23 protein-coding genes and 1 pseudogene are annotated in these 23,646 nt (G+C 74.6%); 12 read left to right on the top strand and 12 right to left on the bottom strand.

Features of this window, described 5'->3' with window-relative positions; all coding sequences use genetic code 11:
- Positions 1-122 precede the first annotated feature (122 nt).
- A complete protein-coding gene (locus ACIRRS_RS36015) occupies positions 123-920 on the top strand; it encodes an enoyl-CoA hydratase family protein (protein ID WP_402980435.1) in 798 nt (265 codons plus the stop codon).
- A gap of 62 nt (positions 921-982) precedes the next feature.
- Here the strand turns inward: ACIRRS_RS36015 and ACIRRS_RS36020 are convergent, their stop codons facing one another.
- Positions 983-1,762, bottom strand: a complete 780-nt coding sequence (locus ACIRRS_RS36020) for a maleylpyruvate isomerase family mycothiol-dependent enzyme (RefSeq protein ID WP_402980438.1) — start codon at positions 1,760-1,762, stop codon at positions 983-985.
- A gap of 161 nt (positions 1,763-1,923) precedes the next feature.
- On the opposite strand from ACIRRS_RS36020, the gene ACIRRS_RS36025 reads away from it, so the two are divergent.
- The gene (locus tag ACIRRS_RS36025) at positions 1,924-2,679 is read left to right on the top strand and encodes an acyltransferase (RefSeq protein WP_402980441.1); all 756 of its coding nucleotides are present in this window, start codon (positions 1,924-1,926) and stop codon (positions 2,677-2,679) included.
- A 28-nt stretch (positions 2,680-2,707) separates the two neighbouring features.
- Here the strand turns inward: ACIRRS_RS36025 and ACIRRS_RS36030 are convergent, their stop codons facing one another.
- Both ACIRRS_RS36030 and ACIRRS_RS36035 read right to left on the bottom strand, forming a co-directional pair.
- Positions 2,708-3,286: a HutD family protein gene (locus tag ACIRRS_RS36030; protein WP_402980444.1), complete on the bottom strand. Its 579-nt coding sequence runs from the start codon at positions 3,284-3,286 to the stop codon at positions 2,708-2,710.
- 186 nt (positions 3,287-3,472) lie between these two features.
- Positions 3,473-4,765: an MFS transporter gene (locus ACIRRS_RS36035; RefSeq protein WP_402980446.1), complete on the bottom strand. Its 1,293-nt coding sequence runs from the start codon at positions 4,763-4,765 to the stop codon at positions 3,473-3,475.
- Positions 4,766-4,881: 116 nt separating this feature from the next.
- Here ACIRRS_RS36035 and ACIRRS_RS36040 point away from each other — a divergent pair, with 116 nt between their 5' ends.
- Together ACIRRS_RS36040 and ACIRRS_RS36045 are read left to right on the top strand one after the other, a co-directional pair.
- On the top strand, positions 4,882-6,057 hold the full coding sequence (locus tag ACIRRS_RS36040) for an ROK family protein (RefSeq protein WP_402980511.1): 1,176 nt from the start codon (positions 4,882-4,884) through the stop codon (positions 6,055-6,057).
- A gap of 121 nt (positions 6,058-6,178) precedes the next feature.
- A complete protein-coding gene (locus ACIRRS_RS36045) occupies positions 6,179-7,330 on the top strand; it encodes a PLP-dependent cysteine synthase family protein (RefSeq protein WP_402980449.1) in 1,152 nt (383 codons plus the stop codon).
- 128 nt (positions 7,331-7,458) lie between these two features.
- On the opposite strand, the gene ACIRRS_RS36050 is transcribed toward ACIRRS_RS36045, so the two are convergent.
- The 5 genes and pseudogenes from ACIRRS_RS36050 to mscL all read right to left on the bottom strand — a co-directional run bounded on the left by ACIRRS_RS36050 (position 7,459) and on the right by mscL (position 13,140).
- Positions 7,459-7,779, bottom strand: a complete 321-nt coding sequence (locus ACIRRS_RS36050) for a DUF6191 domain-containing protein (RefSeq protein WP_402980451.1) — start codon at positions 7,777-7,779, stop codon at positions 7,459-7,461.
- Positions 7,780-7,837: 58 nt separating this feature from the next.
- Positions 7,838-10,249: a right-handed parallel beta-helix repeat-containing protein gene (locus ACIRRS_RS36055; RefSeq protein WP_402980454.1), complete on the bottom strand. Its 2,412-nt coding sequence runs from the start codon at positions 10,247-10,249 to the stop codon at positions 7,838-7,840.
- A 219-nt stretch (positions 10,250-10,468) separates the two neighbouring features.
- Positions 10,469-11,341 carry an MOSC domain-containing protein gene (locus ACIRRS_RS36060; protein ID WP_402980457.1) on the bottom strand — a complete coding sequence of 291 codons (873 nt, stop codon included), beginning with the start codon at positions 11,339-11,341 and terminating at the stop codon, positions 10,469-10,471.
- A gap of 528 nt (positions 11,342-11,869) precedes the next feature.
- A pseudogene (locus ACIRRS_RS36065) lies at positions 11,870-12,304 on the bottom strand (DUF6643 family protein); the annotation flags it as partial.
- Between the two features lie 386 nt (positions 12,305-12,690).
- Entirely contained in the window at positions 12,691-13,140 is a 450-nt protein-coding gene (gene mscL / locus ACIRRS_RS36070; RefSeq protein ID WP_402980460.1) for a large conductance mechanosensitive channel protein MscL, read from the bottom strand.
- Between the two features lie 420 nt (positions 13,141-13,560).
- Here mscL and ACIRRS_RS36075 point away from each other — a divergent pair, with 420 nt between their 5' ends.
- Entirely contained in the window at positions 13,561-14,802 is a 1,242-nt protein-coding gene (locus ACIRRS_RS36075; RefSeq protein ID WP_402980463.1) for a glycosyltransferase family 4 protein, read from the top strand.
- 110 nt (positions 14,803-14,912) lie between these two features.
- Complete coding sequence (locus ACIRRS_RS36080) at positions 14,913-15,584, top strand: thiol:disulfide interchange protein DsbA/DsbL (RefSeq protein ID WP_402980466.1); 672 nt, start codon at positions 14,913-14,915, stop codon at positions 15,582-15,584.
- Between the two features lie 6 nt (positions 15,585-15,590).
- On the opposite strand, the gene ACIRRS_RS36085 is transcribed toward ACIRRS_RS36080, so the two are convergent.
- On the bottom strand, positions 15,591-16,337 hold the full coding sequence (locus tag ACIRRS_RS36085) for an SAM-dependent methyltransferase (protein ID WP_402980469.1): 747 nt from the start codon (positions 16,335-16,337) through the stop codon (positions 15,591-15,593).
- Positions 16,338-16,442: 105 nt separating this feature from the next.
- Positions 16,443-17,609, bottom strand: coding sequence for a glycosyltransferase (locus tag ACIRRS_RS36090; protein WP_402980472.1), 1,167 nt, complete (start codon positions 17,607-17,609; stop codon positions 16,443-16,445).
- 57 nt (positions 17,610-17,666) lie between these two features.
- On the opposite strand from ACIRRS_RS36090, the gene ACIRRS_RS36095 reads away from it, so the two are divergent.
- Positions 17,667-18,443: a glutamate racemase gene (locus ACIRRS_RS36095; RefSeq protein WP_402980475.1), complete on the top strand. Its 777-nt coding sequence runs from the start codon at positions 17,667-17,669 to the stop codon at positions 18,441-18,443.
- 81 nt (positions 18,444-18,524) lie between these two features.
- Here the strand turns inward: ACIRRS_RS36095 and ACIRRS_RS36100 are convergent, their stop codons facing one another.
- Positions 18,525-19,616: a polysaccharide deacetylase family protein gene (locus ACIRRS_RS36100; protein ID WP_402980478.1), complete on the bottom strand. Its 1,092-nt coding sequence runs from the start codon at positions 19,614-19,616 to the stop codon at positions 18,525-18,527.
- A 338-nt stretch (positions 19,617-19,954) separates the two neighbouring features.
- Between ACIRRS_RS36100 and ACIRRS_RS36105 the strand changes: the two genes are divergently transcribed.
- Positions 19,955-20,227: a hypothetical protein gene (locus ACIRRS_RS36105; protein ID WP_402980481.1), complete on the top strand. Its 273-nt coding sequence runs from the start codon at positions 19,955-19,957 to the stop codon at positions 20,225-20,227.
- A 226-nt stretch (positions 20,228-20,453) separates the two neighbouring features.
- Complete coding sequence (locus ACIRRS_RS36110; RefSeq protein WP_402980484.1) at positions 20,454-20,942, top strand: NUDIX hydrolase; 489 nt, start codon at positions 20,454-20,456, stop codon at positions 20,940-20,942.
- A 22-nt stretch (positions 20,943-20,964) separates the two neighbouring features.
- Here the strand turns inward: ACIRRS_RS36110 and ACIRRS_RS36115 are convergent, their stop codons facing one another.
- Positions 20,965-21,498, bottom strand: coding sequence for a PTS-dependent dihydroxyacetone kinase phosphotransferase subunit DhaM (locus tag ACIRRS_RS36115; RefSeq protein ID WP_402980487.1), 534 nt, complete (start codon positions 21,496-21,498; stop codon positions 20,965-20,967).
- A gap of 347 nt (positions 21,499-21,845) precedes the next feature.
- Here ACIRRS_RS36115 and ACIRRS_RS36120 point away from each other — a divergent pair, with 347 nt between their 5' ends.
- From ACIRRS_RS36120 to ACIRRS_RS36130, 3 genes are all read left to right on the top strand, one after another.
- The gene (locus tag ACIRRS_RS36120; RefSeq protein WP_402980512.1) at positions 21,846-22,085 is read left to right on the top strand and encodes a DUF397 domain-containing protein; all 240 of its coding nucleotides are present in this window, start codon (positions 21,846-21,848) and stop codon (positions 22,083-22,085) included.
- A gap of 810 nt (positions 22,086-22,895) precedes the next feature.
- Positions 22,896-23,390 (top strand): hypothetical protein, encoded by a 495-nt coding sequence (locus tag ACIRRS_RS36125; protein ID WP_402980490.1) that lies wholly within the window; start codon positions 22,896-22,898, stop codon positions 23,388-23,390.
- 100 nt (positions 23,391-23,490) lie between these two features.
- Complete coding sequence (locus ACIRRS_RS36130) at positions 23,491-23,574, top strand: putative leader peptide (protein WP_350526312.1); 84 nt, start codon at positions 23,491-23,493, stop codon at positions 23,572-23,574.
- The last annotated feature ends 72 nt before the right edge of the window (positions 23,575-23,646 follow it).

The raw sequence follows: 23,646 nt of genomic DNA on the forward strand, positions 1-23,646 counted from the left end.
GGGGGAGGGTGGCTCTGGTCGTGGGGCCGGTGGGCGTGCCAGAGTCGTGCGGGCGCCGTGCGGGCACGCCGGGCGGCGCCAGCGGTCCGACCCACCCTCAGCCGGAAAGCAGGCCCACGCCGATGACTAGCGCAGCGCCCCTCGTCCACGTCAGCACCGCCGACGCCGTCACCACCCTCACCCTGGACTCGCCGCACAACCGCAACGCGCTCTCCAGCCGCCTGATGTCGGAGCTGCACGCCGGGCTGGCCGTCGCGGCCGCGAACCGGGACGTGCGGGCGGTCGTGCTCACCCACACCGGCAAGGTGTTCTGCGCGGGGGCGGACCTCTCCGAGGCGACCGGGGCGGACCCGACGGTCGGGCCGCGCGGGCTGGTGGAGCTGCAGAAGGCCGTCGTGGACTGCTCGAAGCCGGTGATCGCCGTCGTCGACGGGCACGCGCGGGCCGGCGGCCTCGGGCTGATCGGCGCGGCGGACCTCGCGATCGCCGGGCCGGCGGCCACCTTCGCCTTCACCGAGGTCCGGCTCGGCCTCGCGCCCGCCGTCATCTCGCTGCCGCTGCGGCCCAAGCTCGACCCGCGCGCGGCCTCGCGCTACTACCTGACCGGCGAGGTGTTCGACGCGGCGGAGGCCGCGCGGATCGGGCTGATCACGCGGGCCGTGGAGTCGGTGGCCGACGGGGAGGCCGGCGGGGAGGCCGGCGCGGCGGGGGTGCTGAAGGAGCTGCTGGACGCGCTGCGCCTGGGCTCGCCGCAGGGGCTCGCGGAGTCGAAGCGGCTGGCGAACGCCGAGGTGGTGCGCTCCTTCGCGCGGGACGCGGACGAGTTGGTGCAGCTGTCGGCGCGGCTGTTCGGGTCGGAGGAGGCGCAGGAGGGGATGCGGGCGTTCCTGGAGAAGCGGCCGGCGCGCTGGGTGCGCTGACCGCTCCGTCCGCCTGGTCCCCGTGCTTTCCGTGCCCCCGTGCTCTCGGTGTCGGTGAGGCCTCAGCCGATGGCGGCCTTGGCGCGCCAGAGGTCGAGGAGGGTGGTGTCGCCGTCGAGGTCGACGCGCGCGGGCGCGTCGGCGGGCAGGCGGTTCCACAGGAGCAGGTAGAGGTCGTGGGCCGGGCCGGTGAGGGTGAGGTCGGCGGGGCCGTCGGCGGTTTCGTCGGCGGTGGTGACGGCGACTGGGGCGGGGCTGATGGTCACGTGCCAGGGGCCGCCGTCGCCGGCGCCGTCGGTGGGCCGGATCAGGAGGGTGCGGGGCTGCTCGCTGTGCAGCCGGGAGCGGTGGCGGCGCAGGAAGCCGTGGAGCAGCTCGTCGATGCCGTCGAGGGCGAGGCCGGCCGGCACCTCGGGACCGAGCCGGCCTGCCGCCGCGTCGGCGTCGATGCGGTGGACGGTGGTCTCGTGCGCCTGGCGCCGCGTCCAGAAGGCGAGCGGGCTGGGCGCGGGCATGAACGTCCAGCACTCGATGTCGGCCGGGGCCTTCGCGAGGGTGTCCACCAGGGCGGCGTGGCCCTCGCGGTACCAGTCGAGCATCGCGGCGTCGGACGGCCTCGGGCCGAAGACCTCCTGCTCGCCCGCGTCGTCCAGCCGCTCCTGGAGGCCCCGGTCGAGGTAGGAGGCGGCCCAGCGGTGGATCTGGCCGGTGTGGAGCAGCAGGTCGGCCAGGCGCCAGTCGGGGCAGGTCGGGACGGGGGCGTCCAGCTCGGTGGCGGCGGCCGCGTCGGCCAGCAGGGCGCCCTCGCGGCGCAGGGCGTCGAGGTGTTCGGTGATCTTCACGGGGGGAGTCTGCCAGGGGAGGGGGTCGCGGGTCGCGGTTTTCGGACGGACGGGGGCGGGACCTGGGGCGGGACGGGGACTGAACGGGGGCGGCGCTCGGGCCGGTGTGATCTTCGCCGCCCGGCGGCGGGGCGAAGGCTACGGGCCGGTAGCGTGAGCGCATGCCGATAACCCGCTCCCTCCTCTCCGCCGTCCGGGCCGGTGGTCGCCGGGCCGCCGGGCGCCTCGTCCACCGGGGCTGGCGCTGGGTGCAGCGGACCGGCGCGGTGACCAACCGGAACCCCGGCCCGTACCGGTTCGGCGAGCTGGGGGACGGCACGACGCTCGCCTTCCCGCTCGGGGCGGTGTTCAACGAACGGTGGATCACCATCGGGCCGTTCTCGATCATCGGCGAGCGGGTCACGATCAGCGCGGGCTTCCTGCCCGGGCTCGACCTCGGGCCCGAGCCGATCGTGCGGATCGGCGGCGGCTGTGTGATCGGCCGGGACAGCCACATCGTCGGCCACCAGTCGATCGTGCTCGGCGACGACGTGTGGACCGGGCCGGGCGTCTACATCTCCGACCAGGCGCACGAGTACCGCGCCACCGACCTGCCGATCGGCAAGCAGTGGCCGCGCAACGAGCCGGTGGAGATCGGCGCGGGCAGCTGGATCGGCACCGGCGCGGTGATCCTTCCGGGGGCGCGGATCGGGCGCAACGTGGTCGTCGCGGCGGGGGCCGTGGTGCGCGGCGAGGTGCCCGACCACAGCGTGGTCGCCGGGGCGCCGGCCAAGGTCGTGCGGCAGTGGACGCAGGAGGAGGGCTGGCAGCCGCCGTTCCGTCACGAGCCTCCGCAGCCGGTGCCGGACGGGGTGACGGCGGAGCAGTTGCGCGCCCTGGTGGGGTGGGACCTGAGGCTGCCGGGGGAGCAGGGCTGAGTCCGGTTCCCTTGCGGGGCCCGGGAGTTCAGCGGGACGGCCGGAAGGTGACGACCGCGACCGTGCCGTCGGGCCGGAGGTCGAGGGCGTACGGGCCGGGCGCGGTGAGCAACGCGGCGTCGTAGCGGGCGAGTTCGACCTCGCCGAGGCGGGCGGTGCCCGCGAGGCAGACGAGCAACGCGCTGCCGTCCGTGGGGACTTGGACGTCGGCGGGCGCGGTGGCGATGTCGACGGACGCCTCGACCCGGCCGCGCCGCGTCATCACGTTGAAGTCGACCACCGGGCCGCCCAGTAGGCGGCAGTCCGTCGAGGCGTCGCCCGGGAAGGCGAAGGGACGGTACGGGGCGTCGACCCGCTGCTCGGCGCCGCCGACGGTGAGGACCATTCCGGCGCCCTCGACGAGGGTGATCACCCGGTCGATGCCGGGGAACACGGAGAACGGCCCGGCGGAGGCCACGTCCGCGAGGCTGACCCGCCAGTCGAAGGCGTCCAGCCCGGCCCCGGCCGGGAACCCGGCGACCTCCCTGGTCACCCCGCCGCCGTTGAGCCACGCGCTGGCCGGGCGCTCGCTCGCCCGCAGTACCTCGATGCGTCCGCTGGTCGTCATGGGGCCGCATCCTGCCACAGGGCGGGGCGGCGGATCACCGGTGGCGGGGGCGGAGGGCCGGAGGAGGGCAGGGGGCGAACAGATGTCAGCGAACAGATAACAGACGACAGATTTCAGCGAACAACTTTCAGCGAACGGATAACAGCTGACGAAAGATGCCAGCTGTTATCCGTTCGCTGAAATCTGTCATCTGTTACCTGTCATCTGTTCGCTGCTCGCCACCGTCGTTCCGCCCCCACCCCCGCTCACATGTCGCCTGGTCGACAGCGGCACCAGCGCGGCGGCCGAGGCCGCGACCGCGACGGTGGTCAGGGCCAGCGGCAGCCCGACGGCGTCGGCGAGGAACCCGATCACCACCGGCCCGATCAGCATCCCGCCGTACCCGAGGGTCGAGGCGAGCGCGACCCCCTGCGGGCCGCCCGCCACCCCGGCCTGGGCGATGGCGAGCGGGAAGAGGTTCGCCAGCCCGAGGCCCACCAGCACGAACCCGCCGATCGCCAGCGGCACCGCCGGCGCGAGCGCGGCGATCACCATCCCCGCCGCCGCGAGCACCCCGCCGAACAGCATCACCCGGTTCTGGCCGAGCCGGATGGACAGCCAGGTGCCGCCGACCCGCCCGGTTGTCATCGCGAAGGCGTACGCCGCGTACCCGACCGCCGCCGTCCCGGCGCTCGCGTGGACGTCGTCGGTGAGGTGCAGGGTGGTCCAGTCCGCGATCGCGCCCTCGCCGTACGCGGTGCACAGCGCCGTCAGCCCGAAGAGCAGCACCAGCAGCCGCACCCGCCCCGAAGAGGCCGAGCCCTGCTCCTTCGACCCGGCCCGCTCCGGCGCGATCATCGGGGCCGCCGGGCTGCGCAGCAGCGCGACGCCCGCGACCGCCGTCACCGCCAGCCCCAGCAGTCCGCTGCACGCCAGCGCCCAGGCGGCGCTGAGGTGCCCGGCGAGCAGCCCGCCCAGCCCCGCGCCGAGCAGCCCGCCGAGGCTGTAGCCCGCGTGGAAGCTCGGCATGACGGGCCGGCGCAGTTGCGCCACGAGGTCGACGGCGGCGCTGTTCATCGCGACGTTGGCGCCGCCGTACCCGACGCCGAAGAGCAGCAGCACCGCGCCGAGCGCCGCCACCGAGTGGGCGTGCGCGGGCAGCGGGACGGCGAGGCTGAGCAGGGTGAGCGAGCCGACCGTCACCGGGCGCGAGCCGTATCGTAGGCAGAGCCGTCCGATGAGGGGCATGGTCAGGACGGCGCCGATGGACAGGCAGAGCAGGGCGAGCCCGAGGGCGCTGTGCGAGGCGCTGACCTGGCTGCGGACGTCGGGGATGCGGACGACCCAGGCGGCGAAGAGGAACCCGTCGACGGCGAAGATCGCGGTGAGCGCGAGACGTGCCGTGCTCCAGGGGCTGTCCGTGGCGGGGGTCGGACTGAGAGACTGGTGGGAGGGCCTGGTGGGTCGGGGAAACGATCGAATTTTGTTTCGAAGCGGCACAAAGTCACAATAGGGTCGTGCAGCTCTCACCTTCAAGCCCCCGGCCCGGCACCGCGACCGGCCCCGACGCCCAGCGCGACGCCCACCGCCGTGCGGCCCCGGACCGCGGTCGGACGCTGCTCGGCCCCGCGCTCTCCCTCATCCACACCGGCCAGACGCCGACCCGCTCGGCGCTCACCCGCGCCCTGGACGTCACCCGGGCCACCGCCGGCGCCGTCACCGCAGAGCTGGAGGCGCTGGGCCTGATCACCGTCGACTCCCGCCCGGCCGGCGGGGGCCGGGGTCGCCCCTCGCACCGGCTGGCGATCGACCCCGAGGGCCCGGTCGTCGTCGCCGGGCAGATCCACGCGGACGGGCTGAGCGCCACCCTCGCCGGCCTCGGCGGGCTGCTCGACCCGCCCGTCCACCTGCCGCTGCCCGCCGCCACGGACCCCGTGCGGATGCTGCGCGCCGTCGCCGAGGCGGGCGCCGAACTCGCCCGCGCCACCAACCGCCGCTGCCTCGGCGCGGCCCTCGCCCTGGCCAACCCCGTCACCGAGCCGGACGGCACGGCGCTCGCCGCCCTGCACTTCGCCTGGCCCAGCGGCACGCCGGTCGCGGACCTGTACGACGTCGAGGTCCGCCGCGCCGACCACGGCCCGAACGCGCTGAACCCGCTGCCCACCGCCCTCGCCAACGACGCCAACCTGGCCGCGCTCGCCGAGTACCGCCACGGCGCGGGTCGCGGCGCCCGGCACCTGCTGCTCGTCACCTCCGGGCACCGCGGCGTCGGCGGCGCGCTGGTGATCGACGGGCGGCTGCACACCGGCAGTGCGGGCCTGGCGCTCGAGGTCGGCCACCTCACCGTGGACCCGCAGGGCCGCCCCTGCATGTGCGGCAACCGGGGCTGCCTCAACTCCGAGACCGACCCGGACGCGCTGTTCGCCGCCGCCGGGCTCACCCCCGAACCGGGCCGCCCGCTGCTCGACCAGGCCCGCGAGCTCTGCCGGGCCGCCGCCACCGACGACCGGGCGCGTGCGGCCGTCGAGCACGTCATCGACCGGCTGGGCCTCGGCCTGGCCGGCGTCGCCAACATCCTCAACCCCGACCGCGTCGTCCTCAGCGGCCTCCACCTCGACCTGCTGGAGGCCGCGCCCGAGCGGCTGCGCGCGGTCGTCGCCGAGCGCTGCCTGTGGGGGCGCAGCGGCCGGGTGCCGATCGTCGGCGCGGAACTGGCCCACGGCGCCCTGGCCGGCGCGGCCGAACTGGGCTGGCGCCCGTACCTGGCGGACCCGCAGTCGGTGCAGGTCTAAGGCTCCTCCGGGTTTGCCCCAGAGGCGATAAGCGGAAGCTGGATCACCGAAAACGGTCACTTATCGTGACTCTCGTACACTCGTAGTGAGCAGTGGGGGGAGTCGACGAGGGAGAGTGACCATGAGCACGCAGCCGGGTGGCCAGCACGGGACGGACGGCGCCGCGGTCGGCCTGGAGCCGACCATCGACGTCGACCGTTCCGACCCGCAGTACCGGGCCTGGCTCAAGGAGGCCGTGCGCAAGGTCCACGCGGACGCCAACCGCTCCGCCGACACCCACCTGCTGCGCTTCCCGCTGCCGCCCGAGTGGGGCATCGACCTCTACCTGAAGGACGAGTCCACCCACCCGACCGGCTCGCTCAAGCACCGCCTCGCCCGCTCGCTCTTCCTCTACGGGCTCTGCAACGGCTGGATCCGGCCGGGCAAGCCGGTGATCGAGGCCTCCAGCGGGTCGACCGCCGTCTCCGAGGCGTACTTCGCGCAGCTCATCGGGGTGCCGTTCATCGCCGTCATGGCCAAGAGCACCAGCCAGGCCAAGATCGACCTCATCGAGTTCCACGGCGGCGAGTGCCACCTGGTGGAGCGCTCCTGCGAGGTCTACGAGGCGTCCGCGCGGCTCGCCGAGGAGACCGGCGGGCACTACATGGACCAGTTCACGTACGCCGAGCGGGCCACCGACTGGCGGGGCAACAACAACATCGCCGAGTCCGTCTTCGCCCAGCTGCGCCTGGAGCCGCACCCCGAGCCGGCCTGGATCGTGGCCACCGCCGGGACGGGCGGCACCTCGGCGACCATCGCCCGGTACGTGCACTACATGCAGTACGACACCCGGATCTGCGTGGCGGACCCGGAGAACTCCTGTTTCTTCGAGGGCTGGGTGCACCACGACCCGGAGGCGGTCTGCGAGAGCGGCTCGCGGATCGAGGGCATCGGCCGGCCACGGATGGAGCCGAGCTTCGTGCCCGGGGCCGTCGACCGGATGATGAAGGTCCCCGACGCGGCCTCGATCGCGGCGGTGCGGGTGCTGGAGCGGGCGCTCGGAAAGAAGGCGGGCGCCTCGACGGGCACGGGCCTGTGGGGCGCGCTGCGGATCGTCGCCGAGATGCGGGCGCAGGGGCGTACGGGCAGCGTGGTCAGCCTGATCTGCGACCCGGGGGACCGCTACCTCGACAAGTACTACTCGGACGACTGGCTGGCCGGCGAGCGGATCGACATCGCTCCGTACCGGGCGGCGCTGGAGTCCTTCCTGGCGGGCGGGGCCTGGTCGGGCTGACGGCGAAGAGCTGACTAGTCACAACGAACGACGAACAAGTAACAGCGAACAACTGACAGCGAACAGATCACAGCTGGCAGATGATGAAATCTGTCATCCGTTCGCTGTCAGCTGTTCCCTGTCGGCTGTCACTCGTTCGCTCGCCCGGCCCTCGCCGCCCGCCGGATCACGACGCGCCCCGCCTCGAGGTCGACGCCCGTCCGCTTCGGCGCCCCGTCGTGCTCGTCGTCCCGCAGCACCAGCTCGATGCGGCGCTGCTCCAACTGCACGCGCTTGCCCGGGTAGAGCAGCGCGTGCATCTCCTCCGTCGCCGTCGCGCCCGCCCCACGCCGGCCGCCCGCCTCGGGGCGGGCGCGCAGGCGGCGCGCCACGCCGGCGAGGAAGAACACCACCACCAGCCCGGCCGGCAGCAGCAGTCCGCCCGCGGCCCCCGTCAGAAGCATGCCCATGCCCGCTCCAACGCGCCTGCGGTACAACCGGGTTCCCGCCGCCCGGCCCGCAGCGTGCTCAGGGCAGCGGGACGACCGGCAGGTCCTCCGGCACGAGCAGCTGCAGCTCCTCCGTGGACGGGTCGGCCAGGTGCGCGATCCGGACGGCGTGCCGCTCGACCATCGTCTCGAACACCTGCCGCGCCGTACGCCCGTTGCCGAAGTTGGGGCCCCGCTCCAGCCGCCCGAAGTGGCCGAGCAGCGCCAGCTCCGCCTCCTCCGTGAGCGCGTACTCGTGCTCGGCGCACTGCGCCCTGGCGATCTCCAGCAGCTCGTCCGCCGTGTAGTCGGGGAAGCTGATGGTCCGTGAGAAACGCGACGAGACACCGGGGTTGGCGGAGAGGAAGCGCTCCATCTCGGCGGTGTACCCGGCCACGATGACGACCACCTCGTCCCGGTGGTCCTCCATCAGCTTGACCAGGGTGTCGATCGCCTCCCGCCCGAAGTCCCGGGCGCCGTCCTCGGGCGCGAGCGCGTACGCCTCGTCGATGAAGAGGACCCCGCCGCGCGCCCGGTCGAAGGCGGCGGCGGTGCGGATCGCGGTGGAGCCGATGTGCTCGCCGACGAGGTCGACCCGGGCGACCTCGACCAGGTGCCCGCGCTGGAGTACCCCGAGCGAGGCGAGGATCTCCCCGTACAGCCGGGCGACGGTGGTCTTGCCCGTGCCGGGGGCGCCGGTGAAGACCAGGTGCCGACGCAGCGAGGGCGCCTTGAGCCCGGCCTGCCGGCGCCGCCGCCCGACGGAGATCAGGTCGATCAGGGTGCGCACCTCCTGCTTGACCGTGGCGAGCCCGACGAGGGTGTCCAGTTCGGCGAGCGCCTCCTCGGCCGGTCGGCAGTCGGGGATCGGCGCGATCGCCGCAGTGGCCGACACCGAAGGCGCGGAGGCGGCCAACGGCGGCGCGGCGGCCGTGAGTTGGGCCGTGCGCGGCGTCGGCAGGTCGGCGGATCCCGCCGCCGCGACATCGTCCGAGGTGCACCCCTGCGCGATCGGCCCCGGCTCGGAGAACTCGAACCCGGCCCGCTCGTTCTGCTCGGCCCGGCACCGGGTGAGCTGCGTGCGGCACCCGTCGATGATGTGGAACCCGAACCCCTTGCCGTGCGAGACCCGGCACTCCTCGAAGGTGCCCCGCCCCTGCGCCGAGACGTACACCCCGGCGTCGGTGCTGGCCCGCACCGTGCAGTCGCGCAGCACCGGGTCGGCGCCCTTGGTGACGATCACGCCGGTGGCCACGTCGGAGATCTCGCAGTCGGTGAGCAGCCCGCCGCTGCCGTGGTCGCGGAACCAGAGCCCGGTGCCCGCCTCCTGCACCCGACAGCCGGTGAGGTTGACGCTGGCGCCGCCGCTGACGGAGACGGCCGAGCTGCGGATGCGGCTGAACGAGCAGCCGTCGGCGCTGGCGGCGGAGTCCCGGTCGAGGACGAACAGCGCGTCGGGCAGGTCGTGCAGCGAGCAGTCGGTGAGGGTGAGCCGCGCGCCGTCGCTGACCCACAGCGCCGGGTACTCGCCGGTGGAGCCGTGGATCTGGCAGGACTCGGCGACGGCCTCGGTGCCCTGGTCCCAGACGGACAGCGCCCCGCGCCCGAAGTCCCGCACGGTGCTGTTGGCGAGCGTGAGCCGGGCACGTCCGCGCAGGTCGGCGGCGTTCTCGGGCACGTCGTGCACCCGGCAGCCGGTGAGGGAGAGCACGGCCTCGCCGTCCAGGGTCAGCCCGTTGCCGGTGACGCGGTGGATCTCGCAGTCGATCAGCCGCCCGCCCGCCTGCGCCTCGGCCTGCACGCCGCTGCCGCGGATCTCGTAGATCTCGCAGCCGGTCAGTTCGGCGGCGCTGCCCGGGTCGGAGAGCAGCACGCCGGCGCCCGAGGCGTGGTGGAGGCGGCAGCGGTCGAGGACGGCGGTGGCCCCGCCGAGGACGGCGAGCCCGGCCTGTCCGGCGGCGGCGACCTCGCAGTCCTCGAAGGCGGCGGCGGTGCCCTCGCCGCGCAGTCGCAGGCCCAGGCCGGTCGGGTTGGCGACGACGCAGCCGCGCAGGGTCGGCCGGGCGCCGCCGGTGATCTCGACGCCGGTGGCGGAGCGGGTCTCGATCCGGCAGCCGCTGAGCGAGGGCGTGGCCTCGGCCCCGGTGACGAGGACGGCCGGGGCGGAGCTGTCGCCGGCCTCGATGACGAGGTCGCGGACGGTCGCGGCGGCGGTGACGGTCAGCGCGACCCCGCCGGCCGGCTCGATCCGTACGGTGCCCGGGCCCTGCGCGGGCAGGACCGTCACCGCCTTGTCGAGCACCACGTTCTCCCGGAAGGTGCCCGGCCGGACGGTCACGGTGTCGCCCGGCTCGGCGGCCGCCAGCGCCTCCGCGAGGGTGTCGTACTCGCCCGCGCGGCGACGCCAGCGGGATGCGCTGTCCTGGGTGACCCTGACCCTGTGCTCAGCCATGACGGTCTGTCGTCCCCACCTTCGTCGTGCCGGCGATCAACGGGCCGTACGCGCGGGCCGTCCGCCCACCGTAGCGCGCCCGCGTGAGTGCTCCGCCCGCCCGCCGTCGCGCGCACACGCCCCGCACGCTCGGCGGCCACAGGTCCTGACCGGTTGTTCCAACGAGCGCGCACGCCCCCGGTTCCGTACGGGCGGCGGCACCTGGGGCACGGCGGGGCCTCAGCGCCCGTCGGCGGGCCAGTGCGCCCCGTCCTCCAGCACCTCGACGTCGTCGCCCAGGCGCAGGGTGCCGAGCACGTCGCCCTCGACGCCGGCGGGCCGCTCGGGGATCAGGTTCTGCCCGAACGCCGCCTTGCGCATCAGCCGGTGGTGCTTGGCCAGGGTGCGCAGCGGCTCCTTGCCTCCGCGCTCGCCGGTCTCGGGGTCGGTGGTGGTGATGACGCAGCGGCCGCAGGGCTTGGCGACCTTGAAGGTCAGCTCGCCGATCCGCACGCGCCGCCAGCCGTCCTCGGCCCACGGCTCGGTGCCGGAGACGACGACGCTGGGGCGGAAGCGGGTCATCGGCAGCGGCTGGTACTCGTCCGGGTGCTCGGCGGCGATCAGCTCGTTGAGCCGCTCCAGCGAGGCGGTGGTGGTGAGCAGCAGCGGGTAGCCGTCCGCCATGGAGACGGTCTCGCCGGGCTCGCTGTACTCGGGCTCGATCGCCCGGGCGCGCGGGTTCTCCAGGTACATCAGCCGGTAGTCGCCGAGGTGCTCGGCGATCCAGATCTGCGCCTCCTTGGCGGCCTCGACGGCGGGGAAGAAGTCCCCCCAGACCTCGACCTCGGAGGCGGGGTCGCCGACGGCCTGGGCGGGGGCGGGGATCTCGATCCGGGAGCCGTCGGGGGCGGTGAGGGCCAGGCCGTCGGGCAGCAGGGAGGGGCGGATCTGGCCGAGCGCGGTGTCCTCGCGCTGGCTGACGAAGCGTCCGGCGGAGTCGGCGAGCATCCAGCGACGGTCTCCGGCCAGGCCCCAGGGCTGGACCTCGGCGGTGTCGGGGCTCAGGCGGTACATCGACTTGACGGGGTAGACGTGGAGTCCGGTGAGCTGCATCCCCCCATCCTGCCAGGCCGCCTTCCGGCAACCGGAGGGCGGCCGCCCGCTACCGGCCCCGCATACGCGCACGGACCGCCCGGTCGCCTTGGCGGCGTACCGGGCGGTCCGTGGATGACCCGTTTCTCCGTTCGCCCGGCAAACAGGGGGATCGCCGGGTGGTGCTCAGGTGGTGCGGGCGCGGACCGCTCGCGGGCGGTCCGGGGCTCAGTAGCCCTGGGCCTGCTGGTAGCCGCCGCTCTGGAACTGGCCGTGCTCGCCGTACGGGTTGGGCCGCTGCGGCTGCATCTGGCGCACCGGCGCCATGGCCGGGCGCAGCTGGCCGCCGCCGAGGCCCTGGTCGCCCTGGCCGGGGAAGCCGGGGCCGGCCGGGTTCGGTCCGCCGAAGGACTGCGGGCCGCCGAAGCCCTGCGGCTGGCCGGGCTGGCCGAAACCGCCCGGGCCGCCGGCGGGCTGCGCGCCGAAGGTCTGCTGGCCGGCCTGGCCGCCGACGAAGGTGTTCTGGCCGCCGAAGCTCTGCCCGCCGGTCGGCTGGTAGCTGCCGTTGCCCTGCGGGAAGCCGGGCGCGGCGGGCTGCGGCCGCTGGTACTGCTGCTGGCCGCCGTACCCGGGGACGGGCGGCTGCGGCGCGGCGGCGTAGGCGGACTGCGCGGGGATGTACGCGGTGGCCGGGCCGGAGGCGGAGGGGGCGCTGCTCGGGCCGGGGCCCAGGGCGAGGCGCGCGGGGGGCAGCGCGGGGAGGTTGCTGCCGGGGGTGTCGTACCCGGTGCCGTACCGGTTGTCGTAGGAGCCGGGGGCGCTCCCGTAACCGGTGGACAGCGCCGGCGGCAGGGCGGCCGGCACGTTGATGGGCGCGATCTGGGGGACGCCGCGCTCAGCCACGAGGCTGTCGTAGATCGGCGTGCCGGAGGAGAAGGACGGAGAGGGGTAGCCGACTCCGTCGTAGGAGCGGGGCGAGGTCATGGGGCATACGGTAAGCCCACAATGCGCCTGCTGAGGAGAGCGGGAGGGGGAGCAGTTCGAGTGTTTACACAGTCTTCGCTCGCACAAAGGTTTCGAAAGTGGGAAGAACGGACAAACTGGCGATCGGTTCCGGACAACTCCCGGGCGCCGTCAGTGATCGAACAGCATCCGAACCGCACCGCCTGAAGCCCTTGGGGTGACGGGCCGGTGGCCGGCCGGGGGTCCGCCGGAGAAACTTTTGCGGACGGGGCGTGCGCCGGCGCATTCGAGCCCCCGCCGATGGTCCGGCGGGGGCTCGTGAATGTTTCGGGGATAAGGTCCCCGTCAGCGCGCGCCTGGCCTTCGCCTCCGCGCGCCGGGGGGCGCGCGGACCGGCTCCGGGGGCGTCAGCTGGACTGCAGCGCCTGGGTCTGCGCGGGCAGGCCGGGCCGGGCGGAGAGCTCCGTGGTGCAGAACGAGCAGCGGCTGGCCGCGGCCGGGATCGAGCTGAGGCACTCGGGGCACTCGGTCTTGGCCGGCGGCACCGGCTTGTCCCGGTCCATGCGGGCCTGCAGCTTGCCGACCGGAACGACCACGGCGAAGTAGATCACCGCGGCGACCAGGACGAAGCTGATCAGCGCGTTGACGAAGACGCCGTACGGGAAGGGGGTGCCCCCCACGTCGAAGGTCTTCTGGGAGAAGTCGCCGACGGCCCCGGAGGCGACGCCGATGAGCGGGGTGAGGAAGGCGGTGACGAAGCCGGTGACCACGGCGGTGAAGGCCGCGCCGATCACGATGCCGACTGCGAGGTCCACCACGTTTCCGCGCAGCAGGAAGCTGCGGAATCCCTTGAACACCGGGTGACTCCAAATCCGTACGGGGGAGGGGAGATGGGGTGGCCGGAAGGCGAGCCCCGGCCGGACATCCTGCCGAGGCGGCCGGGCCCGGGTCCAACCGCGTTCACCCGATCCGCGTACCCCGACTTCCGCCGTGCGGGCGGAGGCCGGTCCCCGCCCGGGCCCTTTGCGTACCGGTCGATCAGCGTCGGGGCCGTCCGGGTAACTCGTGGGTGTGAGCCGGTACTTGGCGCGGCGCTCGGGCGTGTCGCCGGAGGCGCCGAGGCGCGGCAAGGCGCCAGGAGGGGCGCACAGAGGTCGCAACCGGCGCACGACAGCGGTCGATCGGCGCACGCCTGGTGTACGAACGCTGGCGATCGGGCCACCACCAGGTTGCGCGAAGGGGATGTAACGCGCGTTGACCTGTGCCAAGGTCTCTCCATGCCCGACCATACGGCGGCCGATCCGGCCGGAACCCGCCCCCGCGTGCTGCACCTGATCAGTGACCAACGCCGCGCCGGCGCCCAGAACTTCGCCCGTGACCTCCACCGGGAACTGCGCCGTCGCGGACAGGCCTCCGCGCTGTGCGCCCTCGCACCACAGCCCGCGGGCCGGCCCGCCGTCGACGCCCACCCCGGCCGGCGCACCGACCTCTCCGAGGACTCCCCGTCCGACCCGTCACCGGAAGCCTCATCCGAGGCCGGGACCGAGGCCGGGACCGGAGCCGAATCCGACACCGGCCCCGCCGCCCTGCGCGCCGCCGTCCTCGGCGCGGGCCGCCTGCGCCCCGGCACGCTGCGCGCCCTGCGCAGCGCCGCCCGCTCCGCCGACGTCGTCCTCGCCCACGGATCCGACACCCTCGCCGCCTGCGCCCTCGCCCTGGCCGGAACCCGCACCCCCTTCGTCTACGTCAGCGTCGGCCACCCCCGCTACTGGACGGCCAACCGCCTGCGCCGCGCCCGCGGCGGCACGCTGATGCACCGCGCCGCCGCCGTCACCACCCTCACCGACGAGGCCCGCGCCGTCCTCGAGGAGCAGTTCCACCTGCCCGACGGCAAGGTGCACGTCATCCCCAACTCCCGCGCCGCCGAGAGCTACCCGCCCGCCGACGGCCGCGACGACCGCCGCGCCGCCCGGCACGAGCTCGGCCTGCCTGCCGACGTCCTGCTGGTCGCCTGGATCGGCGCCATAGCCCCCGAGAAGCGACTCGACCTCGCCCTCGACGTGCTCGACCGCCTCCCCGACGTACGCCTCGCCGTCGCCGGGGACGGCCCGCTGCGCGACGTCCTCGCCCGCCACCCCGCCGCCGCCCGCGCCCACTTCCTCGGCGCCCTGCCCGACCCGGCCCCGCTCTACCGCGCCGCCGACGCGCTGCTGCTCACCAGCGACAGCGAGGGCGTGCCCGGCGCGCTGATCGAGGCCGCCCTCGCCGGCGTCCCCGCCGTGGCCACCGACGTCGGCTGGGTGCGCGAGGTCGTCCGCGACGGTGCCACCGGCGCGCTCGTCGCCCCCGGGGACCCACTGGCCCTCGCCGAGGCGCTCGGCAAGGTGCTCGCCTGCAACCGCGCCGGCCTCGGCGCCGCCGCCCGGGCGCACGCGCTGGAGCACTTCGAGCTCGGCGCGGTCGTGGACGCCTGGCAGCGGCTGGTCACCGAGGTGTGGGAGGACAGCACGGCCTCATGACGAGGGCCCGGATCCTCCGCTCGGCCCCCTTGGGCCGAACGGGCGAATCCGGGCCCGGCCGGACCGGGCCGACTCGCCGGTAACGGGTCGTCACCAGCACACTGCCCCGTGTGAACTCGAAGCTGCTGCGCTCCGCCGCCCTGCTCGCCCTCGCCGCCGGGATCGCCGCGTCCCCCGTCCAGGCCGGCGCGGCCGCTCACCAACATCCCGTCGAGGGCGCCCAGTTCGTCAAGCTCGACCACCCGCAGCCGGTGCGCGAGAGCGCCCGCACCGAGGCCGTCGAGTTCTTCTGGTACGACTGCAGCCACTCCCAGCAGCTCGAGCAGCCCCTCCAGGGCTGGGCGGAGCGCCACCGCGCCGACGTCGCGCTGCGCCGCGTCCCCGCCATCTGGCAGGGCAGCCCGGACGAGGACACCCAGCGCGCCCACGCCCGGCTGTTCTACGCGCTCGACCGCCTCGGCCTGGTCGACCGGCTGCAGGCCTCCGCCTTCCGCTCCATCCACACCGACCGCGCCGACCTCACCACCGAGACCGCCGCCACCGACTGGGCCGTGCGCCACGGCGTCGACGCCCAGCGCTTCCGCCAGGCCTACCGCTCGGCCGAGGTGAGCCGCTCGGTGGACGAGGCCGCCTCCGAGTTCGTCCGCTACGGCGTCAACGAACTGCCCACCGTCGTCGTCCAGGGCGAGTACCGCACCTCGCCGACCAGGGCGGGCGGCGTGGAGGCGATGCCCGAGGTGCTCGACTACCTGGTGCAGCAGGAGCAACTGCGCACCCACTAGAGCGGGTCAGTCGCGGCGCAGCACGTACGTGACGAAGCCCAGGACGCCCCGGTACCCGTGCAGCCAGGCCCTGCGGTGGCTGTCCGCGGCCTCCCGGGCGGCCGCCGCCTCCGGGTCGTCGGGGTGGTCCAGCGCCCACTCGGCCAGCGATCCCGTCCAGGCGAACTCGTAGGCGTCCCACTCCTGTTGGGTGCTGACGTGCCCGTCCACGGGGGTCCAGCCCTCGGCGGCCAGCCGGTCCGTGGTGGCGGCCAGGCTCGCGTACTCCTCCCGGGCGGCGCCCAGCGCCTCCAGCGCGGCCCGGGGCGGCTCGTGCTCCCAGAAGCCCTCGCCCAGCACCAACCTCCCGCCGGGGGCCAGGAGTTCGCGCGCCGCCGCCAGCGTCGGGGCCAGGCCGCCGAGGGCGTGGGTGGAGCCGACGCACAGCACCACGTCGAAGGGCTCGTGGGAGCCGAACTCCCGGGCGTCCTGGTGGTGCAGGCCGATGCGGTGCACCACGCCCAGCGCCGTCGCCCGCTCCCGGGCGAGGACCAGCGCCTCCACGTCCACGTCCACCCCGACCGCCCGCCAGAGCGGGTTCGCCGCCAACGCCCGTACCAGCCAGGCGCCTTCGCCGCAGCCGAGGTCCAGCAGCCGGCCCTGCCCGGCGCCGGCCGTGGCGCGCTCCAGCAGCCGGGCCACCGACTCGTCCGCCAGCGGCGCCGCGACCGGGTGGCGGGTGTGCGCGATGCGGGAGATCCGTTGACGGTCCATCCGAGCAGTATGGATCGGCTCGGCGCGGCGCGTCCCGGAAATCAAGGAGCCAGGGGATCAAGCGCCTGGGAAACCAAGGGGCCTGGGCATCGGGGGACCCGGGGGTCAGCGGTCCTGGGCCCGCGAGGGCGCCGGGTAGGTGCGGCCCTTCCAGGCCGCGCCCCGGCCGCGCCAGTGCTGCACCGCCGAGTCCACCGTCATCAGCAGGTACAGCCCGGCCGTGAACGGCAGCAGCAGCGCCGCGGGAACGGGCTGCCCGTAGTACCGGACCATCGGCGCGAACGTGCCCGCCATCAGCGCCCAGGCCGCCCCGCCCGCCGCCGCCACCACGGGCGCCCCCGCCGCCAGCCCGGCGGCCAGCGCCACCGGCGGCACCAGGTACACCAGCGCCAGCCCCGCCACCGTGCCGAGCAGCAGCAGCGGGGAGTGCCGCAGTTGGGCGTACGCGCTGCGCGAGACCATCCGCCACAGCTGCTCCAGCCGCGGGTACGGGCGGACGCTGTCCACCTGCTCCGCCAGGCCCAGCCACGTCCGCCCGCCCGAGGACTTCACCGCCCGCGCCAGCGACACGTCGTCGATCACCGCGCCCCGGATCGCCGCCACCCCGCCCGCCCGCTCCAGCGCCTCGCGCCGCACCAGCGAGCAGCCGCCCGCCGCGGCCGCCGTCCGGGCGCCGGGGCGGTTGCTGCGGCGGAACGGGTAGAGCTGCGCGAAGAAGTACACGAACGCCGGGACGATCAGCCGCTCCCAGCGCGTCTCCACCCGCAGCCGGGCCATCTGCGAGACCAGGTCCAGGCCGTTCGTCTCGGCGGAGGCCACCAACTCGGCCAGGGAGTCCGGGCCGTGGGCGATGTCGGCGTCCGTCAGCAGCAGGTAGTCGGCCTCCGCCCCGGCCAGCTCCACGCCGTGGCGCAGCGCCCACAGCTTGCCCGTCCAGCCCGGCGGCAGCGGGGGAGGGGTGGTGACGGTGAGGTCCAGCCCGCCGACCGCGCGCAGCTCCGCGGCCAGCGCGCCCGTGCCGTCCGAGCTGTGGTCGTCCACCAGGATCACCCGCGCCGCGCCCGGGTACCGCTGCGCCAGCAGCGAGGGCAGGCTCGACGGCAGCACCCCCGCCTCGTCCCGGGCCGGCACCACGATCGCCGCCCGGGGCCAGCTCTCCGGCGGGCGGCGCGGCGGCAGTCGGACGTCCGTGCGCCAGAACAGACCGTGGCAGCAGGCCAGCCAGAGCCAGACGAGCAGGGAGGAGACGGCGATCCACAGCAGGACGGTCACCTGGGCAGTCTGCCGCAGAACCGGCCCGGAGAGGCGGATCGACTAGAGTCTTGACCCGTGAAGATCGCACTGATGGATTCCGGAATCGGCCTCCTGGCCGCCGCCGCCGCCCTTCGGAAGCTGCGCCCGGACGTCGATCTGGTGCTCTCCTCCGACCCCGCCTCGATGCCCTGGGGGCCGCGCACGAGCGAGGAGATCACGGAGCTGGCCCTGGGCTGCGCACGGGCCGCCGCGGCCGAGCGGCCGGACGCGCTGATCGTGGCCTGCAACACGGCCTCCGTCCACGCGCTGGACGCCCTGCGGGCCGAGCTCGAACCGGCGATCCCCGTGATCGGGACGGTCCCGGCGATCAAGCCCGCCGCCGCCCGCGGCGGCCGCGTCGCGATCTGGGCGACCCCGGCCACCACCGGCAGCGCCTACCAGCGGGGCCTGATCCGGGAGTTCGGCGGCTCCGCCGAGGTCACCGAGGTCGCCTGCCCGGGCCTGGCCGACGCCATCGAGCACGGGGACGAGGAGGCGATCACGGCGGCCGTCGCCGACGCGGCCTCCCGCACCCCGGCCGGGACCGACGAACTGGTGCTCGGCTGCACCCACTACGAACTGGTGGACGACCGCGTCCGCGAGGCCCTCGCGTCGGCCGCCTTCCGCGGCTCCTTCCACGGCTCCGCCGACGCCGTCGCCGCCCAGGTGCTGCGCCGCGCCGGCGCCGAGGCCGCCGCCCGGTCCGGCTCGGCCACCCTCACCGTCCTCCACGCGGGCGCCCCCACGACGCTCCCCGCGGCCGCCGCCCTCTACCCCCAGGGCCGCGCGCTCACGGCCGCGCTGACCCGATAGGCGTTCGGGCCGGCTGAGCGCCCGTGCCGGCTGAGCACGTGGGAGGCCGGCCCCCGCCGGCCTCCCACGTGACACCGGCCGTCAGGCCACGGCCTGCCCGCGCCAGCGGCGGTACGCCGGCTCCAGCCCGGACAGGATGGTGTCGAACCGGCGCGTGGTGGTCGCCGAGTCGACCTGGAGACGGCTGATCTGCAGCGGGTTGGAGGGCAGCCGCGGGCCGAGGCGGTGGTCCGAGAGGAACCCGAGCCGGTAGCCGAGCTCCTGCAAAACGGTTTCCGCACGCGGATCATGGCCGCCGTCCGGATAGGCGAACGCGGTCGGCGGCTCGCCCAGCCAGCGGGTGAGGGCCTCGTGCGCGCCCGTGATCTCCGCCCGCACCGTCGCGTCGTCGCACCGGCCCAGGCACGGGTGCCCCTGGGTGTGGTTGCCGATGGCGACCCCGCCGTCCCGCAGGGCCAGGAGGTCCTCGGGGGTGAGCTGCTCCTGGCCCGGCGGCCGCCGGTCGGCGCTGGCCCGCAGTTCGTGCAGGCTGCGCCGCCGGTCCGGGTCGGGCATGGCCTTGAGCCGGGGGAGCAGCTGGGACGGGTGCCCGCAGTCGAGCGAGCGGGCGCGGCCGCCGTGGCGGGCGAGGAAGTCGGCCTCGTGCCACCAGAACGGCCGCTCGGTGCCGATGAGTTCGGAGATGACGAAGGCGGTGGCCGGGATGCCCCGGGCGTCGAGTTCGGGCAGGGCGTGGGTGAGGACGCTCCGGTCGGCGTCGTCGAAGGTGACCAGCACGCTGCGCGGCGGCAGCGGCCGCCGCTCGGTGACGGCCTGGAGGACGGCGTCGAGCGCGACCGGGGTGGCCAGTCGGCGCAGCCGGTCGAGCTGGGCGCCGAACGTCCGGTGGTCGGTGACCCCGTGGTACGCGAGGACGGCCAGGCGCTGGGCGGCCCGGGCCCGGAAGAGCGGCTGGACGGGGGCGAACCGCAGCCATTCGCCCCGTGCGTCCTGCTGCTCCGCCGTCCCGGACGGGAGCCGGGCGGCTCCGTCGTGGACGGCGCCCGCGTGGTGACCGCCCCCGTGGCGGTCGGCCTCGCAGGCGCCCGCCGCCGGAGGCGGCAGTGCGCGGACGTTGGGTGGGAGCCCGGTCGGGGCTCGGGAGATCGACGTCGTGGACTGGGACTGCGGCACGGTTCCCCCTCGGTCGCCGAGCGGCGTGGCGGTACCGCCGGGGGACGGAGCCCGACCCCCGGCCCCAGGGGGCGGCGGTTCCGCCCCCTGGGAATTCCGGTTCGCGGTGGGGGTGTACAGGGGGTGTACAACCGTCCCGCGAGCGGCTCCCGGATCACTCGATGCCCATGAGACCGCTGCACCGGGTGGATGGTTGTACCGGGGGGATGGGGATTTTCCGTGGAGGAATGTGGAGCCGGAAAGCGACCGCCCGCGCGGTTTCGGCGGGTGGCGCAGGGTGGCCGTTTCCTCACGTTCCGCGGGCTGCCTCCGCCGCCGTGCCGGGGTACCTTGGGCTCATGGCAGATGCGGACCGTGATCCCCTCCACCTGCACGGCGCGACCCGGCTGGCCCGCGCGTGCAGCGGCGGCGCGCTGGTCACGCACCAGATTCCGTTGGCGCTGGTCGGGCTGGCCTGCCTGGCCCTGGGCATCGTCGTGGCCGTGATCGTTCCGGACAGTGACGGCCCGGCCTGGGCGATGGCGGTGGCCGGGTGCCTGGCGGCCGGGGTGCTGCTGCTCGGCAGGATCGCCTTCGGACTGCTGCGCGACCGCCGCCGGGCGGCGCTCTGACGGTCCCGGTCGGTACCGATCGGGGTTCGATCGATCTCCTCGCGTTGTCGGTGCGATGTCCTCGCGTTGTCGGTGCGACAACGATCGAAATTGGTCAGGGCGACTGAATTCCCTACCATCGCGCAATCCTCTTCGCTCTTCTTTCACCAATTCCCGGCGACTGCTTCATCTCCGCTCTCCTCGGAATGCGTCCGCCGGTCCCGCGGCACGCCGTAGGCTGCCGCCCATGGCCATCCCTCCCTTCCTCGCCGAACTCCGCGCGGTCGTCGGCAACCGCCCGCTCTGGCTGAGCGCCGTCGTCGCCGTCGTCCGGGACGACGAGGGCCGGGTGCTGCTCGCCCGCCGCGCCGACGACGGGCGCTGGGCCTGCGTCGGCGGCATCCTCGACCCCGGCGAGCAGCCGGCGGACGGCGTGGTGCGCGAGTGCCTGGAGGAGACCGGCGTGGAGGTGGTGCCCGAGCTGCTCGCCTCGACGAGCGTCACGCCCGAGGTGACGTACCCCAACGGCGACGTGACGCAGTACCTGGTGCTGACCTTCCGCTGCCGGGCGGTCGGCGGCGAGGCCCGGGTGAACGACGACGAGTCGCTGGAGGTCGGCTGGTTCCCGCTGGACGGGCTGCCGCCGATGATCGAGGCCGAGCACCAGCGGCTGCGCGACGCCCTGGAGTGCACCGGCCCGGCCTTCTTCAGCCTCGGCGGCGCCGCGCGCCCCTGAGCACCCCCGCCGGCCCTTCCGCTCAGCTCTTCCGCTGCCGGTAGGCCTCTTCGGCCGCGTCCAGTACGGCCGCGAGGTCCCCGCCGGCCGTCGCCGTGGCCGTGGCGGCCACCGCCCCCTCGACGAAGGGCGCGTTGGCGAACCGTACGGGGAAGGGCAGCCCGTGCTCGTCCGCCCGGGCCAGCAGCGCCCGGACGGTGGTGACGGCGCCGCCGAGGTCGGCGAGCACGACCACGCCGTGGCCCTGGTCGACCCGCCGGGTCGCGGAGGCCACCAGCACCGCGCTGATGCCCGGCCCGTCCGACGGGTCCCCGCCGGTGGCGGCGATCGGGGCGGGGGAGTCGGATCCGGCCAGGGCGAGCGCCAGGGCGCGTACGGCGGTGGCCAGTTCCCGGCTGTGCGAGACCAGGACGATCCCGACCCGCCCGTGCGCCCCCGCCCGGGCCGGGGTCGGCCGGGGCAGCGTGGCGGGCGGGGTCCGGGGCGCCGGCGGGTGGGCCGAGGGGGCGTCGGAGATGGGGATGACGTCGGCGCGGGTGGCTTCCCGGCGGCTCATCGGCTGCTCCCTTGGGCGCTCGCGGTCGTGTGGGGTCGTGGTGCGGTCGGAAACGATCGGAAACCGTCTGGAGGAGTCCGAAGGCTTCGGAGGACGGGGGCGGCCGCGGGAGTCGTCCCAGGGGTCCGGAGGGCTCCGGCGGCCCGCCGCCGCGCGCCCTGGCGCCACTCTGGCAGTTGCCGGGGCCCGCCGCCGGTCGGGACACGCCCCGCCCCGGCCGCGGGCCCCGCCACCCTCCCGGGGGAGACCTCGTGAACCCGCTGACCGGGCCGCCGACCTGTGATTAGGCTGGCCCCGGAATGCCGTCGGGAGGAGATCGACCAGTGACAGCCAACAGCGGGACGGACGTGCAGGCGGGCGGGGCGCAGCAGGAGCTCGCGCCCAGCGGGAAGCCGAAGGTGGACTTCACCGGCGCGGAGTGGCTGTGCAGCAGCCAGGGCGTCGGGGACGTCCAGATCGCGTTCGTCGACGGGTACATCGGGATGCGGGACGGCCGTCAGGAGGACGGGCCCGTGCTGGTCTTCACGCCGGCCGAGTGGCGGGCGTTCGTGCTGGGCGCCCGGGACGGCGAGTTCGACCTCACCTGACCCCGCGTCGGCCGCTCCGGTCCGAGGGTGCCAGGCACCCCGGATCGGAGCGGTTCCGTCCGGAACGGGCTCGATCCGGCCAGAGCTGCTCCGGGTCGGTCAGAGCTGGTTCGAGTCGGGTCCGATTCGCGAAGGATTCCGGGCACGAACATCACAACTGATGATCTATTGAACGTGCCCCGTCAGAATTTCTGTTGACTGTTAGACAAACGCAGCTCAGAGTATGAGCACAGGCAGACGCCGTGCCCACCGCCCCCACGCGGCCAGACACGGCGCCTGCTGTGCGGCCCGGCAGCTATGCCAGGCCATCCTCCCAGTCATCCCCTGCGCACCGGGGTGCGTCGGCCGGTCCCGGCCCACGAGGGGCCGGCAGTCGCCGGGAGGCTGGCGCCGATGCCGAGAGCGACTCGGCGGACGGCACCCAACGCTCGGGACCCGCACGCCCCCACGCGGCGGCGTCCCGAGCAGATCCACGGGAGCGACGGGCCGGGGCCCCGCGGATCTGGCTTGTGATGCATGGAACTGTTGGCTTGTGTGTGGTGCCGGTGCTGACGACGAAGCTGGGTGCTCGGCGGTTCGGCACGACAGGTGCACAGTGAGGGATACGCGGGTAGGGCCGCGTTGCGACATGCCGTCCCCCCGGAGGGTGAAACCCAGAACGGCTGTCGTGCAGAACCGAACGTAGCCCGGACGGTTGCTCAGAGTCAACATTGGTCTCTGAGCGTCGATCTCCCGCCTGCTCCCGGGCGGGTCCGGAAGATGCCCCACCCACCCCGCGAGCCTGGTGTGCCGGGCACGTACGATGGTCCCATGTCTTTTCTCCGCCGTCGCTCCGGACAGCCCGCCGGCCCGGACTTCGACGTGCTCGCGATGGACCCGGGCGACTGGCCCGGTGACTTCGGTGCGGCCATGATGACCGGCCCGGACGGCTCCTGCCAGGGAATTTTCCTGCGCTACGACCTGTTCGGCGGCAGAGGCCCGGCGATGTTCATCGGCAACCTCCCCGAGGGATCGCCCGCCCGGGACACCGGCGACACCGTGCCCTTCGAAGTGCGGCAGCTGCTCGCGGCGCTGGAGAACGAGGAGTCGGTCGACTTCGTCTCGGCCGAGGACTTCCCGGTCATGCTCGGGGACGACCTGCTCATCGTGAAGAAGGTCAAGGTCAGCGAGGAGCGCGTGTTCTGCGCCCAGTTCGGCCGCAGCGACGGCGTCCAGGTGACGATCGCCTCCTGGGACCGACCGATTTCGGACGACCTGTATCAGCTGCTGAAGCCGCTCCCGGCGGACATGTTCCAGCAGGGCTGATCCCGGCGGCCGGAGCCCCTCCGGGCGGCGCCGTCGGGCCCCCGCCCAGGGGCCGGACGCTGCTTGACGGTATCGATCAACGGTTCGTACAGTCGCGAACATGCCGTGCCGTCTCCCGTTGCTGACCCGCCGTCGGCACCTCGACCTGCGACGCACCGCCAGCGCGGCGTGTCCGGGTCGCTGAGGGGGATTCGTCCCCGTGGCGGCGGGCGGTCGACCGGGTTCCGGACGATGCGCCGCGACCGGGGGCGGGCCG

It is taken from the genome of Kitasatospora sp. NPDC101183 (assembly GCF_044767945.1).
GTDB lineage: Bacteria > Actinomycetota > Actinomycetes > Streptomycetales > Streptomycetaceae > Kitasatospora.